The sequence below is a fragment of the Paenibacillus sp. 10L310 genome (genome assembly GCF_056395745.1).
Genome location: NZ_JBFTKC010000012.1, coordinates 144,076 through 160,785, shown reverse-complemented (window position 1 = coordinate 160,785; position 16,710 = coordinate 144,076). Strand labels below are relative to the sequence as shown.

General features: G+C 42.8%; 15 protein-coding genes. 8 read left to right on the top strand and 7 right to left on the bottom strand.

Annotated elements, in window-relative coordinates; genetic code table 11:
- Positions 1–64: 64 nt before the first annotated feature.
- Positions 65–577 carry an acyl-CoA thioesterase gene (locus tag AC1DE7_RS22580; protein ID WP_026081401.1) on the top strand — a complete coding sequence of 171 codons (513 nt, stop codon included), beginning with the start codon at positions 65–67 and terminating at the stop codon, positions 575–577.
- Positions 578–618: 41 nt separating this feature from the next.
- Here the strand turns inward: AC1DE7_RS22580 and AC1DE7_RS22575 are convergent, their stop codons facing one another.
- Together AC1DE7_RS22575 and AC1DE7_RS22570 are read right to left on the bottom strand one after the other, a co-directional pair.
- The gene (locus AC1DE7_RS22575; RefSeq protein WP_339284740.1) at positions 619–1,695 is read right to left on the bottom strand and encodes an anthranilate phosphoribosyltransferase; all 1,077 of its coding nucleotides are present in this window, start codon (positions 1,693–1,695) and stop codon (positions 619–621) included.
- A gap of 18 nt (positions 1,696–1,713) precedes the next feature.
- Positions 1,714–2,307: an ANTAR domain-containing response regulator gene (locus AC1DE7_RS22570; protein WP_339284741.1), complete on the bottom strand. Its 594-nt coding sequence runs from the start codon at positions 2,305–2,307 to the stop codon at positions 1,714–1,716.
- Between the two features lie 591 nt (positions 2,308–2,898).
- Between AC1DE7_RS22570 and nirB the strand changes: the two genes are divergently transcribed.
- From nirB to cobA, 4 genes are read left to right on the top strand one after another with little or no spacing between them, the layout of a single operon-like run.
- A complete protein-coding gene (nirB, locus tag AC1DE7_RS22565) occupies positions 2,899–5,340 on the top strand; it encodes a nitrite reductase large subunit NirB (RefSeq protein ID WP_477535222.1) in 2,442 nt (813 codons plus the stop codon).
- A gap of 16 nt (positions 5,341–5,356) precedes the next feature.
- Positions 5,357–5,674, top strand: coding sequence for a nitrite reductase small subunit NirD (nirD, locus tag AC1DE7_RS22560; RefSeq protein WP_036612155.1), 318 nt, complete (start codon positions 5,357–5,359; stop codon positions 5,672–5,674).
- Positions 5,675–5,711: 37 nt separating this feature from the next.
- Positions 5,712–6,593 carry a formate/nitrite transporter family protein gene (locus AC1DE7_RS22555; RefSeq protein WP_477535221.1) on the top strand — a complete coding sequence of 294 codons (882 nt, stop codon included), beginning with the start codon at positions 5,712–5,714 and terminating at the stop codon, positions 6,591–6,593.
- Entirely contained in the window at positions 6,590–7,360 is a 771-nt protein-coding gene (cobA, locus tag AC1DE7_RS22550; protein WP_477535220.1) for a uroporphyrinogen-III C-methyltransferase, read from the top strand. Before AC1DE7_RS22555 ends, cobA begins: the two co-directional genes overlap by 4 nt.
- 9 nt (positions 7,361–7,369) lie before the next feature.
- Here cobA and AC1DE7_RS22545 read toward each other — a convergent pair whose 3' ends face one another.
- The gene (locus AC1DE7_RS22545) at positions 7,370–8,008 is read right to left on the bottom strand and encodes a TetR/AcrR family transcriptional regulator (protein WP_036612163.1); all 639 of its coding nucleotides are present in this window, start codon (positions 8,006–8,008) and stop codon (positions 7,370–7,372) included.
- 195 nt (positions 8,009–8,203) lie between these two features.
- Between AC1DE7_RS22545 and AC1DE7_RS22540 the strand changes: the two genes are divergently transcribed.
- Positions 8,204–8,971, top strand: a complete 768-nt coding sequence (locus AC1DE7_RS22540; protein ID WP_036612166.1) for an SDR family NAD(P)-dependent oxidoreductase — start codon at positions 8,204–8,206, stop codon at positions 8,969–8,971.
- A 560-nt stretch (positions 8,972–9,531) separates the two neighbouring features.
- On the opposite strand, the gene AC1DE7_RS22535 is transcribed toward AC1DE7_RS22540, so the two are convergent.
- Positions 9,532–11,160, bottom strand: coding sequence for an MORN repeat-containing protein (locus AC1DE7_RS22535; RefSeq protein ID WP_477535219.1), 1,629 nt, complete (start codon positions 11,158–11,160; stop codon positions 9,532–9,534).
- Between the two features lie 256 nt (positions 11,161–11,416).
- Here AC1DE7_RS22535 and AC1DE7_RS22530 point away from each other — a divergent pair, with 256 nt between their 5' ends.
- Both AC1DE7_RS22530 and AC1DE7_RS22525 read left to right on the top strand, forming a co-directional pair.
- Entirely contained in the window at positions 11,417–12,997 is a 1,581-nt protein-coding gene (locus AC1DE7_RS22530; protein WP_477535218.1) for an ATP-dependent nuclease, read from the top strand.
- Positions 12,979–14,088 carry a DEAD/DEAH box helicase family protein gene (locus AC1DE7_RS22525; protein WP_477535217.1) on the top strand — a complete coding sequence of 370 codons (1,110 nt, stop codon included), beginning with the start codon at positions 12,979–12,981 and terminating at the stop codon, positions 14,086–14,088. Before AC1DE7_RS22530 ends, AC1DE7_RS22525 begins: the two co-directional genes overlap by 19 nt.
- A gap of 132 nt (positions 14,089–14,220) precedes the next feature.
- Here the strand turns inward: AC1DE7_RS22525 and AC1DE7_RS22520 are convergent, their stop codons facing one another.
- From AC1DE7_RS22520 to AC1DE7_RS22510, 3 genes are all read right to left on the bottom strand, one after another.
- A complete protein-coding gene (locus AC1DE7_RS22520) occupies positions 14,221–14,532 on the bottom strand; it encodes a hypothetical protein (RefSeq protein ID WP_051447261.1) in 312 nt (103 codons plus the stop codon).
- Between the two features lie 114 nt (positions 14,533–14,646).
- Positions 14,647–15,996, bottom strand: a complete 1,350-nt coding sequence (locus AC1DE7_RS22515) for a sensor histidine kinase (RefSeq protein ID WP_477535216.1) — start codon at positions 15,994–15,996, stop codon at positions 14,647–14,649.
- A complete protein-coding gene (locus AC1DE7_RS22510; RefSeq protein ID WP_339200076.1) occupies positions 15,996–16,673 on the bottom strand; it encodes a response regulator transcription factor in 678 nt (225 codons plus the stop codon). The genes AC1DE7_RS22515 and AC1DE7_RS22510 overlap by 1 nt, the downstream gene beginning before the upstream one ends.
- Positions 16,674–16,710: the final 37 nt, after the last annotated feature.

Sequence of the window (16,710 nt, the reverse complement as noted above, 5' to 3'; positions counted from 1 at the left end):
AGCAGCCATACTGTCAGGAGGAAAAAACATGAGAGAGATACCGAAACCAACGGAGATGGATCAGGTGGAGAAAAAATATGTACGCGAAACACGTTGTTTCAAGACGGCACGGGTGTTCCCAACCGATGTCAACAATCATAATACCCTGTTCGGTGGCAAGCTGATGTCCTACATCGATGATATTGCATCCATCGCCGCTTCCAAGCTATGCCGGGTCAATACTGTAACGGCTTCAACCGACTCTGTCGATTTCCTGTACCCGATTAATCCAACGGATTCGGTTACACTTGAATCGTTCGCGTCCTGGACAGGACGAAGTTCCATGGAGATTTTTGTGAAAGTGATTCGAGAGGATCTGAAGACCGGAGAAAAGAAAATTGCAGCGACTGCATTTCTGACATTTGTGGCCCTGGACGAAAATAATCGCAAACTGATCGTACCCCGCATTATCCCGGAGACGGAAGAAGAGAAGAAACTATACGAGACCGCTCCGGATCGGGCGGCCATGAGGAAACAACGGCGGGAAGAGAGCAAGAAATTCGCTGACTTCCTGACCGTTACTTATCCTTGGGAATAAAAACACGCTAAACAATAACAAGATTGAACACTAGCATTACATTATCTGGAAGATGCCGGATAGATGGACACCGCTCTGCTATCCGGCAGTTCACCACCCATGGAGACACACCACTGCTGATAGATGCGATACGCTGCACCGCTCTCCAGCAAGCCCTGACAAGTGTATATGCCCTCTTCGATGGAATTGACACGCCCCGCCGCGTATAAGCGGAAACCTCCATTTAACAAGACCTGATTCACAAAAGCAATATGACCATCACCGCTTAACACGCTTTCCGCCACTTCAAGCTGCTTCGCAGCCGTCCAGACCAGCTCCGGCACGGGCATATCCAGTTCATAGGCTGCAGGATCAACCAGTTCCAGCTTCATATCACCGTCTTCCACGGCGTATACGCGGGTTGGCCGATCAATATACAGATCCTCAGAACCTTCCATCCCCTGTACAACATAAGCACGACGGTAGTTAAACCGGGTGAGCAACTTCGCAATCCGATCCAGAAAGGTATTATGAAACACACCAAACACCAAATACGGTGAATGGTTATAATCAATCAGTTTCTCCGCTGTGTTAAACACCGTTCGAAAACCCAACTCTTCCCGTAACGGACGAAGCTTACGAAGAGGTTCGCACCAATCCTCGGAGGATACGTACATGACACCCGAACGCAATGCAGCGCTCCGTGCATCTTCCCGATCCATTTTACGTGTATCAATTCCTGCTTCCTTTAACAGAACCGACAGCGTAACTCCCCATTTGGGTGGTAAAGGGTCACTCCCATGCAAAGTCACCGGCAACCCGGCCGCCGCGAGTACAAATGCAACCGGAAACGTGGCCATGAACGACTTTGTCCGTCCATCATAAGGGCCCGCACAGTCCAATCCATCCTGAAATATGGAGAAACGTTCCGCACCGTTACGACAAGCATGAACAAAAGCTTCCAGTTCCTCGACGTTTTCCATTTTCATACGTTCAGCCATTAGAAACGCAGCCGTCTGGGCAGGGGAAACCTCCTGTTTCAGGATTTTCTCTGCTACGGTCAGTGCTTCTGCATAATTCAGATCACGTGAGCCTCGTTTCCCACGTCCGACCTCTCGGAGTATCTGAGACATATCCATGGAGAATCCTCCTTCCAATTAAGACTGGAGCAGTTGATGGGCCTTCACAATCGCTGTGGCTACATCGACCATTCGTTTTCGTTCATCCATCGCTTTCTTGCGTAACAGGTCATAGGCTTCGGCCTCTGAAATCTGCTTCAGATCACTAAGAATAGCCTTCGCCATATCAATCCACTTCCGATCCTCCAGCCTGGATTGCAACTGCTTCCGTTCCTGCTCCCACTGTTTGCGTTCCATGTAGCGCCGGGCTGCAAAGTGAAGAGTCCAGTGAATCTCGGGCCCAGTCATGGATGGTGTAAGTATTCCATCAAATGAAGTTTCGACCTCGCAGGATTCTGCGGAGGAAGAGGCTGTATCTGGCGCGCACCACCAAAGCAGCGGTGAATCCGACTTCCCCTTTCCCAGGCAGTTCACCCAGTACTCCACATCAGCCAGCGACAGATGCAAAATGGACGCTTCGGCCGCACGAGCTAGCTTCACCGCTTCCGCTTCACTGCCCGCCACCTGTACATGGTACCCGTTTGCTCCCAGCAGCCTCTCCGGTGTCAGAGGGATTGCATCGGATGAGGCTGCTATCGTTGGTTGAACATGGATGACCAATAAAGATCGCATGATGGATCAATCCCTCCCTATTTGCGTATAATCAGAGTCCACATCATTTAAGACGTTAATACATGAAATCAATAAACATGTTACATTACCTAACAAAAATTAAGTAGTGACGATTATGCGTCTTATTTTTAACATTAGAATGATCTTTTCATGCCTCATCATGTTGCAATAAAAAAGGGTGAAACACTATACATGGCACCTTTTCTACAGTATTTATCGTATCCAGCGTGCTAACGTTATCTAAAATCCTTCAAACTAAGAAGATATACTCGTAAAACTTCGTCGTCCATTCGATATTCCAATAAACTCATGTAAACATAATTAACTTTAAATTTCAAATACTTTTTTATGTTAACTATATTGACATGAATAGATCGATCTTTTATAGTTAAGCCATAACAACTCCATATTTGAATCGATCACAGTTACAACGGCGTAGCTGGTTGAAACGGCAATGAAGCCTGTTTTGCAATCTCGGAGCAAGGGATGCGTATGTATATGCGCAGTCCTCCGAGGCATAACAGGCTTTTTCGATTTTAGAGACAAGGTTTTGAGGCATTTTGCAGAATGGACCTAAGGGGGCTAATCATAATGAGTACAACGAAAAAACTGGTGCTGGTCGGCAATGGCATGGCGGGAATCCGCACAATCGAACATATCCTTAAGCTTGCTCCACACGCTTATGAAATTACAGTCTTCGGCGCAGAGCCGCATCCCAACTACAACCGGATCATGTTATCTTCCGTACTGGCTGGCGGAACATCCATCGAGGATATCGTAATCAATGAGTGGAGCTGGTACGAAGATAACGGCATTCGGGTGTACCCGGGTGACCCGGTCGTTCAGATCGATACCAAGCACAAGGAAGTTGTATCTCAAAATGGTGTACGCGCAGCCTATGATGAGCTGATTATGGCAACCGGTTCACAAGCGTTCATCCTCCCTCTTCCCGGCGCTAACAAGGAAGGCGTGATCGGTTTCCGCGATATTAAAGACTGCGAGACCATGATGGCAGCATCACAAAAGTATCGCAAAGCTGCCGTCATTGGAGGTGGATTGCTAGGACTGGAAGCAGCGCGGGGGCTGCTCAATCTGGGCATGGACGTCACAGTCATCCATATTAACGGTCATCTGATGGACCGGAACCTAGATTTGCCGGCAGGTCTGATGCTCCAGCGGGAGCTTGAAGAACAGGGCATGAAGTTCCTTTTGAACAAACATACCGAAGAAATCACAGGCAAACAACGAGTAAAAGCCATTCGTTTTACTGATCAAACGGTGCTTGAAGCGGATCTGGTTGTCATGGCTGTCGGGATTCGCCCTCAGATTGAACTGGCTCGCAATACCGGCCTCGATGTGAATCGTGGAGTCATTGTAGATGATTATATGCATACCAGCATCCCTAGTATATCTGCCGTCGGCGAATGTGCAGAACACCGCGGTATTGCCTACGGACTGGTTGCTCCATTATATGAACAAGGTATGGTGCTCGCAAAACGCCTGGCTGGCGCGGCAACCGAAGGATACGAAGGTTCAGTCACTTCTACCAAACTGAAAGTATCCGGTGTGGACGTATTCTCTGCCGGACAATTCAAAGACGCTGCGGACACTCGCAGCATTCGTATTCAGGATGACGTTGATGGTGTGTACAAAAAGATGGTGATCAAAGACGGACAGCTGATCGGAGCTGTATTGTTCGGGGATACCACGGATGGCGCATCGCTGTTTTCCCTCATTAAGAGTGGTGAGAACATCAGTGGTCGGGAGAAAGAAATTTTGCTCGGTGTACCTTCCGGTGGTTCAGGCTCGGGTCCATCTGTCGCAGAACGAATGGCGAGTATGCCGGATGACGAGATCGTCTGTGGTTGTAACGGTGTGACCAAAGCTTCCATTGGAGACGCCGTTCTGAATAAAGGCTGTAATACACTCGGTGCAATCAAATCCTGTACCAAAGCTTCCGCTTCTTGCGGTGGGTGCAAACCTATTATCGAAAACCTGCTCACATATTATGCCGGTGATAATGTAGGTGAACAGGCTAAAGAAGGCATCTGTGGCTGTACACCCTATGATCGGGATGAGATTGTTGCACAGATCAAGGAGATGGGACTCAAAAGCGTCAAGGAAGTCATGAATGTTCTCGGTTGGAATGAACCGGAAGGTTGCTCCAAGTGCCGCCCTTCCCTCAACTATTATCTCGGGATGATCTGGCCGGCTGAATACACAGATGAGCGTGTATCCAAATTCACCAATGAACGTTATCACGCCAATATCCAGAAAGACGGTACCTACTCCGTTATTCCACGGATCTATGGTGGTGTCACTTCCCCGGCGGAATTGATCAAGATTGCAACTGTTGCAGAGAAATACGATGTGCCGTTGGTGAAATTCACGGGTGGGCAACGACTCGATCTGCTCGGTGTACAGAAAGAGAACCTGCCGAAGATCTGGGAGGAACTCGATATGCCTTCCGGTTTTGGTTATGGCAAGGCGCTTCGTACGGTGAAGACTTGTGTAGGTAATACGTTCTGCCGATTCGGCACACAAGATTCCATTGAGATGGGTATTCGTCTGGAGAAAAAACTCGACAAGATGGTGGCTCCAGCCAAAGTGAAACTCGCTGTCTCCGGATGTCCGCGGAACTGTGCTGAAGCGACCATCAAGGATCTGGGTGTTGTTGCCATTGATGGCGCTTGGGAGATTCATGTTGGCGGTAACGCGGGAGTCAAGGTTCGTGCAGCCGAGTTGCTGTGTACGGTGAAGACCGATGCGGAAGTGGAAGAGTGGACTTACTCTTACCTGCAATATTATAGAGAGAACGCAAAATGGAATGAGAGAACAGCGGCTTGGATTGAACGGGTTGGTCTGGATCATGTGAAGGAAGCATTAGCGGATCGGGATGTACGTCTCGCTCTGGTTGAACGTCTGGAAGTTACACTGGGTCACACGGTTGATCCTTGGAAAGAAATCATACAAGACGAGAAATTACGTAAAAACTTCACCCCACTGTCCGGTGCCGAGCCGGTAACCCACTAGAAGAGGAGGAACAGCGATGAACAAATTCCGGATTGGACACCTTGCAGATATTGATGAAAAGGGAGCACGGACCTTCCTGATACAGGATACCGAAATTGCAGTCTTCAAACTGAGCGACGGAAGTCTGCACGCCGTCGAGAATCGCTGCCCTCACAAGGGCGGCAAGCTGTCGGAAGGCATGGTGTGCGGGACAGCGGTTCATTGTCCTTTGCATGATTGGAAGATTGATCTGCGTAACGGTAAGGTACACGAGCCGGATGAAGGCTGCTTGAATACCTACAAAACAGAAGTGGACGGCAACAGTGGAGAAATCTTCATCACAATTGCGGGTTAAAGGCTAGAGATACCCTGACATCAAGGAGGCGTGCGCTATGGATTTTGTTAAACCTGCAGAAGTGCTGCAATCAATGGTCGAAGCTGGTGAGAGCAAAGCCAGAATGAATCGGGTACAGATGCTGATCCGCGGTTTTCTGGCGGGGGCTATCCTTGCTTTTGCAACCACACTGGCATATACCGCTGTATCTCAAACTTCCGTTGGTTTGGCAGGTGCACTGATATTCCCGGCGGGATTTGTCATCATTATTCTGCTGGGTCTCGAATTGGTGACAGGAAACTTTGCGATGCTTCCACTCGCAGTGTTGAAACGCAGAATTACATGGATGGATATGCTCCGAAATTATTTCTGGGTGATCACAGGACATCTGCTCGGATGTGCATTCTATGCTCTCTTATACGGCCTGACCATTACCAAGATGGGTACGGATATGAGCAACCCTCTAATTCAAACGCTGATCCAGAACAGTGAAACCAAAACATTGGGGTATCAGCACTTGGGTGGGGCTGGCATTGTACTGGTCATCATCAAAGCCATTCTATGTAACTGGATGGTCACACTCGGGGCAGTGATGGCAATGACGTCCACTTCTACACTGGGCAAAATCGTAGCGATGTGGCTGCCCATTACCATATTTTTCGCTCAGGGATTTGAGCATGCTGTGGTAAATATGTTTGTCATCCCGGCAGGCATGATGCTCGGTGCACAGGTCACTATGGCTGACTGGTGGCTATGGAATCAGATCCCGGTGTTGTTGGGTAACCTCATTGGCGGAGCTGTATTTACAGGCCTCGGTCTATATGCTGCACACCACTGGGGGAATCCGGTGAAACTATCGACGAAACTGGCAACCATTCAGGGTGGTCGTTCAGGATTGGCAAGTTCTGATGCTGCACCGAAATTGGGGACACGATCATGAGCCAGGGCCTGGTTAGTATTGTTGGCGCTGGTCCTGGAGATCCGGATCTGATTACGGTAAAAGCCCTGAAACGTATTCAGTCCGCAGATGTCATTATGTATGATCGGCTTGTGAATGATCAATTGCTCGCTGAGGCTCGCGAAGGAGCACTCCGCATCTACTGCGGCAAGGCTCCAGGCCTTCATTCCATGAGCCAGGAGATGATTGGACGGATGCTGGCTGCTCATGCAGCGGAAGGTAAACAAGTTGTAAGACTCAAGGGTGGCGATCCGTTTATCTTTGGCCGTGGTGGTGAAGAAGCGCTTGTGCTGGCGGAAGCAGGGATTGCATTTGATATCATTCCTGGCATCACTTCAGCTGTAGGTACATCCGCTTCATCCCTTATTCCGTTAACTCATCGCGGGATTGCTTCATCCTTCGCATGTGTCACCGGAACCGGCAGTGATGGAAGTGTATCTTCGGTCCGCTGGGATCTGCTCGCCCATAGTGTGGATACACTAGTCATCTACATGGGCATTAGCCAACTGCCCCAGATTCAACATGAATTGCTTCACCATGGCAAAAGTGGACACACCCCTGCGGCTTTAATCGAACGGGGAACCACCTCGGAGGAACGGATTATTACCGGCACACTTGCCGAACTCCATTCCCTCGCCAAGTCCCATCAAGTGAATAATCCGGCATTAATCATGATCGGCGAGTCCGTCCTGATCCGCGAACAACTGCTTCAGATGCAACAGGCCGCTAATGCCTCCATGACCGGATAATTCGGTACTTTAATCTAACAGCATACGCTCGTGAATAGTCCGACCCTTCTGCCCTGGTTCAATCAGCAGACGGGTCGGTTTGATGTTAATCAGCGCCGTAAGCTGCTCTCCCATATAATGCGCAGAATACTTGAATCCAATCTCCGCCCAATGCATGATTACCCCTACTGTTGCAGATACCAGATAACTTAACATGATGTCGTAATTAATCGTCCACTCACTATCCTCGGTCACCAATACAAAATCTTCGGTTAGATACGTTCTAAACATATTGCATAGCCGAGAGCTCATATCTGAATGCATCGTTATTAATGCACGAAAGATATCCTGATGGGCTTCAATATATTCGAATACAGGCATCGTGGATGGTAGCAATGCAGTCATGTCCACTTCTTTGAGCTGTGCGTATGGTTCTGCATAAGCTCGGCCTACTCCCTGCATGAAATCATCCAGAATGAACTGCAACAACTCCGGTTTGCCGGGAAAATGTAAATAGAAGGTTCCCCGGTTGTAATCCGCCCGTTCCGTAATATCCCGGATTGTGAGGGCATCCGCTCCCTTTTCTAATATCAAAGAAACCGCCGCAGCGATGATCGCATCCTGCGTTCTTCGTGCTCTCCGGTCCTGAGGATGTTCAATGATCAACATTTTCGCCTCCTTTGTTCATTATTGTAATATAAATGAACACCGCTTACACCTCTGTCCGATAGCTGACATATGCGATGTCAATGATTATTGTCACATTGCTATGTATATCTTAACATTGAGACAGGAAAGATAGACGACAGGTTGAAACTTTTTTTGAGAAATACCTGCCAATAATGAATAAGGAGCGGATAGTTCATGAGTACATCTTATACACATACAGCCGTAATTACAGGAGCAGCCGGGGGCATTGGTAAAGAATTGGCACGCCGCCTTGCTGAGCGCAAAATCAATTTGGTTCTGGTGGACCTGAATGAAGAAGCCATCCAGCAGACAATTACTGATCTGAACCTCGACAAAGAGCACGTCATCGCCGTAAAAGCGAACGTATCCCAAGAAGCAGACGTGAAAAACTATGTGCAAAAAGCATTGGATGCTTTTGGCCGAATCGATTATTTTGCCAACAATGCCGGAATTGAAGGTCCAACAGGGCTGATCGAAGACCTGAGTGTTGAAGCACTCGACACCGTATATAACGTCAACATTCGTGGAGTATTCCTGGGTCTGCAAAATGTCATTCCAGTGATGAAAAAACAAAAATCCGGTGCGATTCTTAATACCTCTTCCCTCGCGGGTCTGATGGGTGCACCTGCTGTATCTCCATATATTATGTCCAAACATGCCGTAGTTGGTCTCACTCGTACCGCTGCAAATGAATTGGCACCTTATAATATCCGGGTTAACGCTGTATTGCCAGGCACAATCAACACACGTATGATGCGTCAGATCGAAGCTAATTCCGGTAACGTGGAAGATTATCAATCAGCAACCGTGTCCAGCATTCCAATGGGCCGTTATGGCGAACCGGAAGAAGTCGCTGCGGTGATGAACTTCCTGTTGTCCGAAGAAGCATCTTATGTAACAGCTTCCCTTTACACCGTAGATGGCGGTATGGTTGGTCAATAAGAAGCTGTAAACTGTAGGATCGGGTCCGATAGAACTTCAAGTCCATCCTTAGCAAAGTTATACCGACAGGTGTTCCCGAAGGGATGCCTGGTCGCTACAATCTAAAAAAGGCCTCAACACCACAGTATTGTGGAGTTGAGGTCTTTTTTGGATTGCAGTTCAGTAGCTACATATGAGAAAATATTCCAATACTATTGAAACTGTAATACGACAGTTATTCAATGCCCCGTTGCACTCTGACAGGATCCTAACAAACCCGAGAGGCCTTCTAGTAGCCGATTTTCCGAACTAGTGAACCTCAGAGATGATAAATAGGCTGAAATGCTAAAATGCTCCGAAAACTCCTAGCAGACTGGAAATAACTTTTCTAGGTTTCGTTAGAATATCGCTCGATATTTGTCCAAATAGCATCGCTCAGATTTGTTACATACTTGCCCATAAACACGGATCACGTTTGCTCTATTTTGAACACAATTAATTACTAACTTTCATTATAGTGTGTACCATAAAATTAATCAGCAAGTCCATATATAAGATGAGATTAATATGTTGTATACCCTTCATACTTTAGAATTTGCATTGAAATATACCACTTTATTCCCTTCCTTATCTTCTCTTTCTTTGACATTTCCCTCAACCCAATCAGCCTTTATAAAATCATCCCAAATACCATATGATTCCCGCGAATTTTTATTTATTTCATCTTGTTGTCGTTCCTCACGATCATTAATTTCCGTCTCATCAATAAAAACTATTTCATCATAAAACAATTTCTTAGAATCTTCTAAAACCTCTAGATAATCACGAGTATCACCCTTATGATTTTTTTGGAAAATTAAACCTTCGCCCTTATAAGGTTGTCCATTAACTAACTGACCATAAAATTTACGAACAAATAAATTATCTGACAGTCCTTTCACAGACCCATTCCAAGGTTTTCCCTGTTTAAATTCTCCTTCAAATACAGGATCAGTAAATTTCACCCCTTGTGTAATATGACCTTCTTTAAATGTACCTTCATAAAGCTTTTTCCCATTCTCATAACGAATCCCATAACCTGAATATTTCCTACTTTTAATCCCGCCTTCATAGTATATTGAATGATCTGCTCTAAAAAGTGTTACTATTCCATCTACAATTTCATCATCCTCAAACTCACCATTAAAGTAATAAGGTACTTTCTGAGTATCGCTATTAAGCTTTGCCATATATCCTCTTCTTTTTACTCCATCCTTATATTCAATTTCATATAGAATTTCACCTGAATCATAGTATTCTTTAGCCTTACCACTTACAAATCTTCCATTTTTAAAAACACCTTCATATTTAGGTAAACCATCATCTGTATGTAATATCCCATAACCATCAAATAAATTATCGGAGATTGAACCTACATAAAATAGTTCCTTGTTAATTGAAATTATTGATTCTCCAGCATTGTACTTGTTCTCAATTTTCACTTTAGCATATGAAGCAAACCTAATTTTAGAAAGGATAATAAAGTAATCAATTTCCAGATATTTTGTTACACTTCCGAATTCATTTTTAGTAAATTCCTTCGATAAGAAGCTTGTAAATGTTTGACTCATAGTTTCTCCAATATACTTTCGTAATTTTACCTTTTCTGATTCTGAATCTGTTTCTAGAAGTCCCTTTATTGTGAGAAATTTATTATACAGTCTATGAATCTCATTAATTTCGTTGGCGTCAAGCCGATCTCTTAATAAGGAGATGTTTTTCACCCAATCTTCGGAAAAGAATAACCTATTTGGGTTAGGTGCTTTATTTTCTAATATAATACTAATATATAAATCCCTAAGATTTGTAAAACCAGTTAACAACTCATAATATACGATTAATGCACTCTGTCTAATAGACTCCATATCTCTCTTTTCTTCTAGTGATTTTACCGCCTCTGCAACCTCGTAGCTCCGAACACTAGTCTTCCAAATAACAAAACTAAATATAGCAGTTATAATAATTGAATATCCTGTAATCAAAAAATTTATGACTTCAGAAAGAGTAGGGTATCCATCTGGACCAAAAGTAAGATTATTTCTATTCCCCGATATGATATCCTTTATTTGCGTGATATCCCCGAATAATAAAAATGAAAAAAAAACCATTAAAATAATTGGAATTAATAAAATTGAGATTGTTAGTATCCAAAATTTCTTGGGAAAAGTCACTGTTTACAATACCTCATTCCTTCATTGTTTTTACATACACTGAAATATTCTCATTCTCTGTATACTTTTCTTAAAAAGACGTGCAATTCTTTCTTAAACCACTCAATACGTGAGGTAGCAAATTTCGCTTGAAGACTTAAGTAAATAAAATAATTAGAGGAAACTACGATTCTCAAGCGAATATATTATTGCTAATCACTCAATTTCTATTTTCAAATACTTCACAAAAAAATCTTCATTTCTCCAGGGGGTACCTATGTATATAGAACGGATCATAATTAAGGGATTCAAGAAATTCAAATACTTTGAGATAGAATTAAATAAGAATATTAATGTATTGATAGGCGAAAATGAAGCCGGTAAAAGCACCATATTAGAAGCCATAGATGTTGTACTTAACCAGCGAATCTTTAATTCATTAATAAATGTAGATAGATATTTTAATAATCAATTGGTTAAGGAATATAAAAACTCCCCTTCAATTGATACTCTTCCTTCAATTGAAATAGAACTATACTTCAATGAAGACACAAATATAGATTCAGAGTATTTTAATGGTATTCATTCATCTTCAGCTCCCTCTTTAAAAAATGGAATTAATTTTACATACAGATTTGATGAAAGTTATCGCGAACTCATAGAGAGCCTTTATGATGGAAATTACGATGGAACCATCATACCCACGGACTATTATATCGCAGAATGGACCACTTTTTCTGGAAGAAAATATATTAACAAGAAATCGCCATTAAAGAACGTACTTATTGATAATTCGATCAGAAAGAATAATCTATTTGATTCCTATTCAAAGAAAATTTTTAATAATAACGTAGGTGTTGCAGCGAGACAAAACCTCTCCTATAGTTTCAAGCGAAGTATCCAAAGTTTTGTTAGCGACTATACGGATCAACTTACGATTAAAGAGTATAGTTTCGGGATTGATGAAAATAAAACCATTCTAGAAAATCTCCTTGATTTAAAAAGTGATGGAGTGTCCATACAAAATAAAGGAAAAGGGAAAGAAAATTTAATAAAAACAGAGATTGCTTTAGAAATCCAAAACGATTTAATTTTATTAGAAGAACCAGAAAACCACTTGAGTTATCTTAATACAAGAAAGTTAATAAAAGATATAGAAAGCATGTGTGGACAAGCACAAATAATTATCACTACTCACAACCCCCTTATCGTAAGTAGATTGAATATAAGAAACACCATATGGTTAACTGAGGGATCGTATAGTTCTCTCAAAAAAATTCCAGAGGATACAGCCGAATATTTTATGAAAACTGATAATATGCAACTATTAAACTTCATATTAGCAAAAAAAATAATTTTAGTAGAAGGAAATAGTGAGTATATTTTACTACCTCAACTTGTAAAAAACTCTTTTGGATATACTCTAGAAGAGAATAACGTTGAAATTTTGTCGGCAGGAGGCATCACATATAAGCATTATGTAGAATTAACTAAAAAAATTGGTAATTCCTTGTTAATTCTTACTGATAATGATGGTGATATAGAGACTATCGAGCACGTTAAAGATATCAGCTCTAAAAATGAAAATATTCTAGTTTTATGCTCTGATTCTATTGATGAGTTTACATTCGAGGTTTGTCTATTTAATAAAAACTTATCAGCGTTAAAATCTATCTCGAGTATTAAACCTGGTACAAAACCAAAATTTAGAGGCTCCAAGATTGATAAAAATTTAGCTTATATGCTAAAAAATAAAACGGAGACTGCACTACGGATTACTGAAGAAAGTGAATACAAATCAAATATAGTCTTACCAGATTATATCCAGGAGGGGATCAAATGGATAATTCTAAAATAATGCTAGCAACAGCAGGATCAGGAAAGACATACTATATAGCAAATCACTTAAATCCAGCTTTAAGAAACCTGATCATTACTTACACCAAGCAAAATGTCACTAACATAAAAAATGAAATAAAAAAAAAGCACCATGGAATAATTCCACACAATACACAAGTGTTGACCTTTTCAAGTTTTGTATACAGATGGCTACTGAAACCCTTCGAACCTATCCTACAGATCGGCAATAAAACAATTATATCTACTGGAGTAGAAATTTTTAAAGAACCTGAGCCTCAAAGAATACAGGGAAAACAAAACTTCAAATATTATAATCAGAATGATTATAGACACTACATATATAATAGAAAATACTACTCATCAAGAATGTCTGGCCTAGTATTAGCTCAATCAAAAGGAGTAAAAGATATTATTTTTAAACGCCTAAATAAATACTGTGATCTTATCTATTTTGATGAACTTCAAGATTTCATGGGTAAAGATTTTGATCTACTGCTAACGATGATGAAACAGAAAGACTTAACTCTATTTTCTGTAGGTGATTTCCATCAACATTCTGTTAGCAAATCTAATTTCACTTCTACAAAACCATTTCAAAAGAAAAATAAATCTTATATATCCAGAGATGAGTATAAATCTCTTTTTAAAGCAACTATAGATGAGACAACTTTAATTCAAAGTAAACGTGTTCCTATCGAAATTTGTAATTTTATTAATGAGAAGCTAAAAATCAATATAGAATCATGCAGTACAATAAAGGGGCACTACGAGCTATTGGTTGATGAGTCGAAAATATTGAAAGTACTTGAGGACTCAAGTATTACTAAGCTATTTTTCAATAACAGTCGAAATTATACGTGTTCACCTACAATAAATTGGGGATATTCTAAAGGTGATACATACACTAAATCTTGTATTATCTTAACTAAGAAATTCGAATTTTTATTTGAGCATGATTTCTCCTGTACGGATTTTACGCCAAATCAAATAAATCCTCTCTATGTAGCCATGACAAGAGCAACGAATGAACTTTATTTCATTAAAGAGAAAGACTTTAAAAGATTCAAATCAAAATATACTTTGATTTGAATCTTTGGCAACTTAACACACAGCTAAATTTGGTCACTGAAGATATCCCAAAAATATTAACTGCTACAACGTCATTAAGTCTTTATAAAAACTTAATGACTATTTACATTGCTTAACTTTTGTTTCGAATTATTAATCCACGTATCCCGCGTGACCCTTGTCCATCAAGTAGTCCATCTCCGCATCCAGGATGCTTTCCACGGTCAACTCATCCAGCTTCACATCTTTACGACTAAGGATATAGTCAGCCAGATCATCGCCGTCAATATCCACATCGTTACCTTTGGAATTTTCGTGCGCCTTGTTGATGTACGCTTGCTCATGCTTCAACACAAGGGCGATATTCTCCTGGCTTGCCTTCGTTTTATCTGCAATATATTGCATCATTTCTTGTTCATTAATTGCGTTTGCTTCTGCCACGTTCAGTTCATCTCCTTGATTCATACATACTGTTGCCATTGTAGCATAGGTTAACCCATTACAGGCAGAACTTATGCCTGAAAACGATTATAGAGCGGGAGCGAAGGATTAGTGTGGAGCTCGCCCATCACTCCGCCCTTACGACAACCGCACGTAAAATGTAGCACCCTCTCCGACTACACTTCGAGCGTATAGCTCTCCTTTGTGCTGATCCACAATGGAACGAGCAATCGCCAGCCCCAGACCATGCCCACCATGCTTGCGGGCTCTTGACGAATCCGTACGATAGAATCGATCAAAGATCCGATCCAGATGTTCCGGTTCAATGCCTTCACCTGTATTGGATACGGCCAGCACGACATCATTATTCTGTTTCTGGAGGGTGACGTTTACGGCGCCTTTTGGACCGGAATACTTCACCGCATTATCGAGCAGGATCAGAATGACCTGTTTGATCTGCTCACTGTTCCCATGAACCGTAAGATTCGGCTCAATGTTGTAGTCGAGGGAAATGTTTTTCTCAAAAATAACGGCCTCCATCGGCAAAATAATACTCTCCACCGCATCACTCATATTAAACTTCGCATGAATCATCGTGGAGCGTGAGTCATCCATCTGTGTCAGATAGAGCAGATCATTCGTAAGTCCGGTCATGCGCTCGGTTTCCGACTTGATATAATGAAGCCACTTCGCCTGGTTCGCTATGGTATCCTCCTGATTCGCGAGCAATACATCAGCATTGGTATTGATGATCGCCAGAGGTGTCTTCAGCTCATGTGAAGCATCACCGATGAATTGTTTTTGCTTCTCAAACGCTTCTCTGACTGGTGCAATGGAGCGATTCGCAAAATAACGGCTCAGGAAGTAAATCACAATCAACATCACCAGTCCGACAACAGCAAAGGTATAAATCAGATTCGTCAGAATGCCTTGTTGTGCCGTCACATCAATAAATACAATCATATGCCCGTCACCGCTCGGATCAACCACATAGGCCCAGTCCGTTCCATCCAGCGCAAATTGTCCCGTCTGCCGTTCCGAATCACCAACTTTATCTTGGTCAACCTTTTGCAGTGCCTCGGTGTAGAACGTATCTTCCATATCAAATCGGGAATGCGTATCCGTAATCTTCCACTGGTCATCCGTCTTGATCATGAACGACACGGAACGTGCCGGAGGTGAGTTGGGATCACCCCCCGGTCCTCCATTATCACCACCCATGGTATCGGAAGGAAACGAATCTGAACCAGAACTTGAACCAGAGCCTGTACTACCCCCTGTACCGGAACCCTGCCCTTCCCCACGTGGCATCTTGGATGAATTATAAGGACTGTGATAGAAATCAGACACCTTGTACAACTCCATATTGGTCTCACGTTGCACATTCTGATAAGTAATCGTATAGATCGTCGCAAATGCCACCAGCATCATAATGGAGATGGACACCAGATTCACGATCAAGAATCGATTTCGAAGTTTCTTGAACATCAGGACGTCACCTCAAGCACATACCCGACACCCCGAATCGTGTTAATACGGACGGCAGAGTTCAAGAAGGTTAATTTTTTGCGTAAAAAAGAGATATATACTTCCACATTGTTATACTCCACTTCCGAATCAAATCCCCATAACTTCTCAATAATCTGCTCTTTGGAGGTAATCGCCTGTTTGCGGGCAATCAACAGCTCCAACAGTTCATTCTCCTTCAGATTCAGCTTAATCTCCTTACCCTGTACGCTCAGCTTCAGTTGAGTTGTATTCAGCTCAATGTCGCCAAACTTCAGTCCATCCTCGGGAACCACTTCTCCCTTCCGTCTTAAGGCTGCTCGAATTCGGGCCAGCAATTCCTCTGTGGCGAAGGGCTTGGCGATATAATCATCGGCACCATAATCGAGGCCTGTGACTTTGTCCGATAATTCACCTTTCGCCGTAAGCAGAATGACAGGTGTATGATTCCCTTCACTGCGGAGTTTCCTCAGGACGGTGATCCCGTCCATCTCCGGCATCATGATGTCGAGTAGTAACAGGTCGTAGATACCGCTCTGCGCATAATCGAGTCCTGATCTGCCGTCGTGGACCATGTCCACGGAGTAGTTGTTTTTTTTCAAAATCTGCGATACAGCCTCTGCCAAATGAACCTCATCTTCCGCAATTAATATTCTCATCATCTATTCATTCCTCTGCTTGAATTATTTCTCTCAA

What these genes read in the sequence shown, in the direction of transcription:
- AC1DE7_RS22575 (WP_339284740.1), bottom strand. Translation starts at nt 1,695, where the DNA reads ATGGATATGTCTCAGATACTCCGAGAGGTCGGACGTGGGAAACGAGGC.
- AC1DE7_RS22570 (WP_339284741.1), bottom strand. Translation starts at nt 2,307, where the DNA reads ATGCGATCTTTATTGGTCATCCATGTTCAACCAACGATAGCAGCCTCA.
- nirB (WP_477535222.1), top strand. Translation starts at nt 2,899, where the DNA reads ATGAGTACAACGAAAAAACTGGTGCTGGTCGGCAATGGCATGGCGGGA.
- nirD (WP_036612155.1), top strand. Translation starts at nt 5,357, where the DNA reads ATGAACAAATTCCGGATTGGACACCTTGCAGATATTGATGAAAAGGGA.
- AC1DE7_RS22555 (WP_477535221.1), top strand. Translation starts at nt 5,712, where the DNA reads ATGGATTTTGTTAAACCTGCAGAAGTGCTGCAATCAATGGTCGAAGCT.
- cobA (WP_477535220.1), top strand. Translation starts at nt 6,590, where the DNA reads ATGAGCCAGGGCCTGGTTAGTATTGTTGGCGCTGGTCCTGGAGATCCG.
- AC1DE7_RS22545 (WP_036612163.1), bottom strand. Translation starts at nt 8,008, where the DNA reads ATGTTGATCATTGAACATCCTCAGGACCGGAGAGCACGAAGAACGCAG.
- AC1DE7_RS22540 (WP_036612166.1), top strand. Translation starts at nt 8,204, where the DNA reads ATGAGTACATCTTATACACATACAGCCGTAATTACAGGAGCAGCCGGG.
- AC1DE7_RS22530 (WP_477535218.1), top strand. Translation starts at nt 11,417, where the DNA reads ATGTATATAGAACGGATCATAATTAAGGGATTCAAGAAATTCAAATAC.
- AC1DE7_RS22525 (WP_477535217.1), top strand. Translation starts at nt 12,979, where the DNA reads ATGGATAATTCTAAAATAATGCTAGCAACAGCAGGATCAGGAAAGACA.
- AC1DE7_RS22520 (WP_051447261.1), bottom strand. Translation starts at nt 14,532, where the DNA reads ATGAATCAAGGAGATGAACTGAACGTGGCAGAAGCAAACGCAATTAAT.
- AC1DE7_RS22515 (WP_477535216.1), bottom strand. Translation starts at nt 15,996, where the DNA reads ATGTTCAAGAAACTTCGAAATCGATTCTTGATCGTGAATCTGGTGTCC.
- AC1DE7_RS22510 (WP_339200076.1), bottom strand. Translation starts at nt 16,673, where the DNA reads ATGAGAATATTAATTGCGGAAGATGAGGTTCATTTGGCAGAGGCTGTA.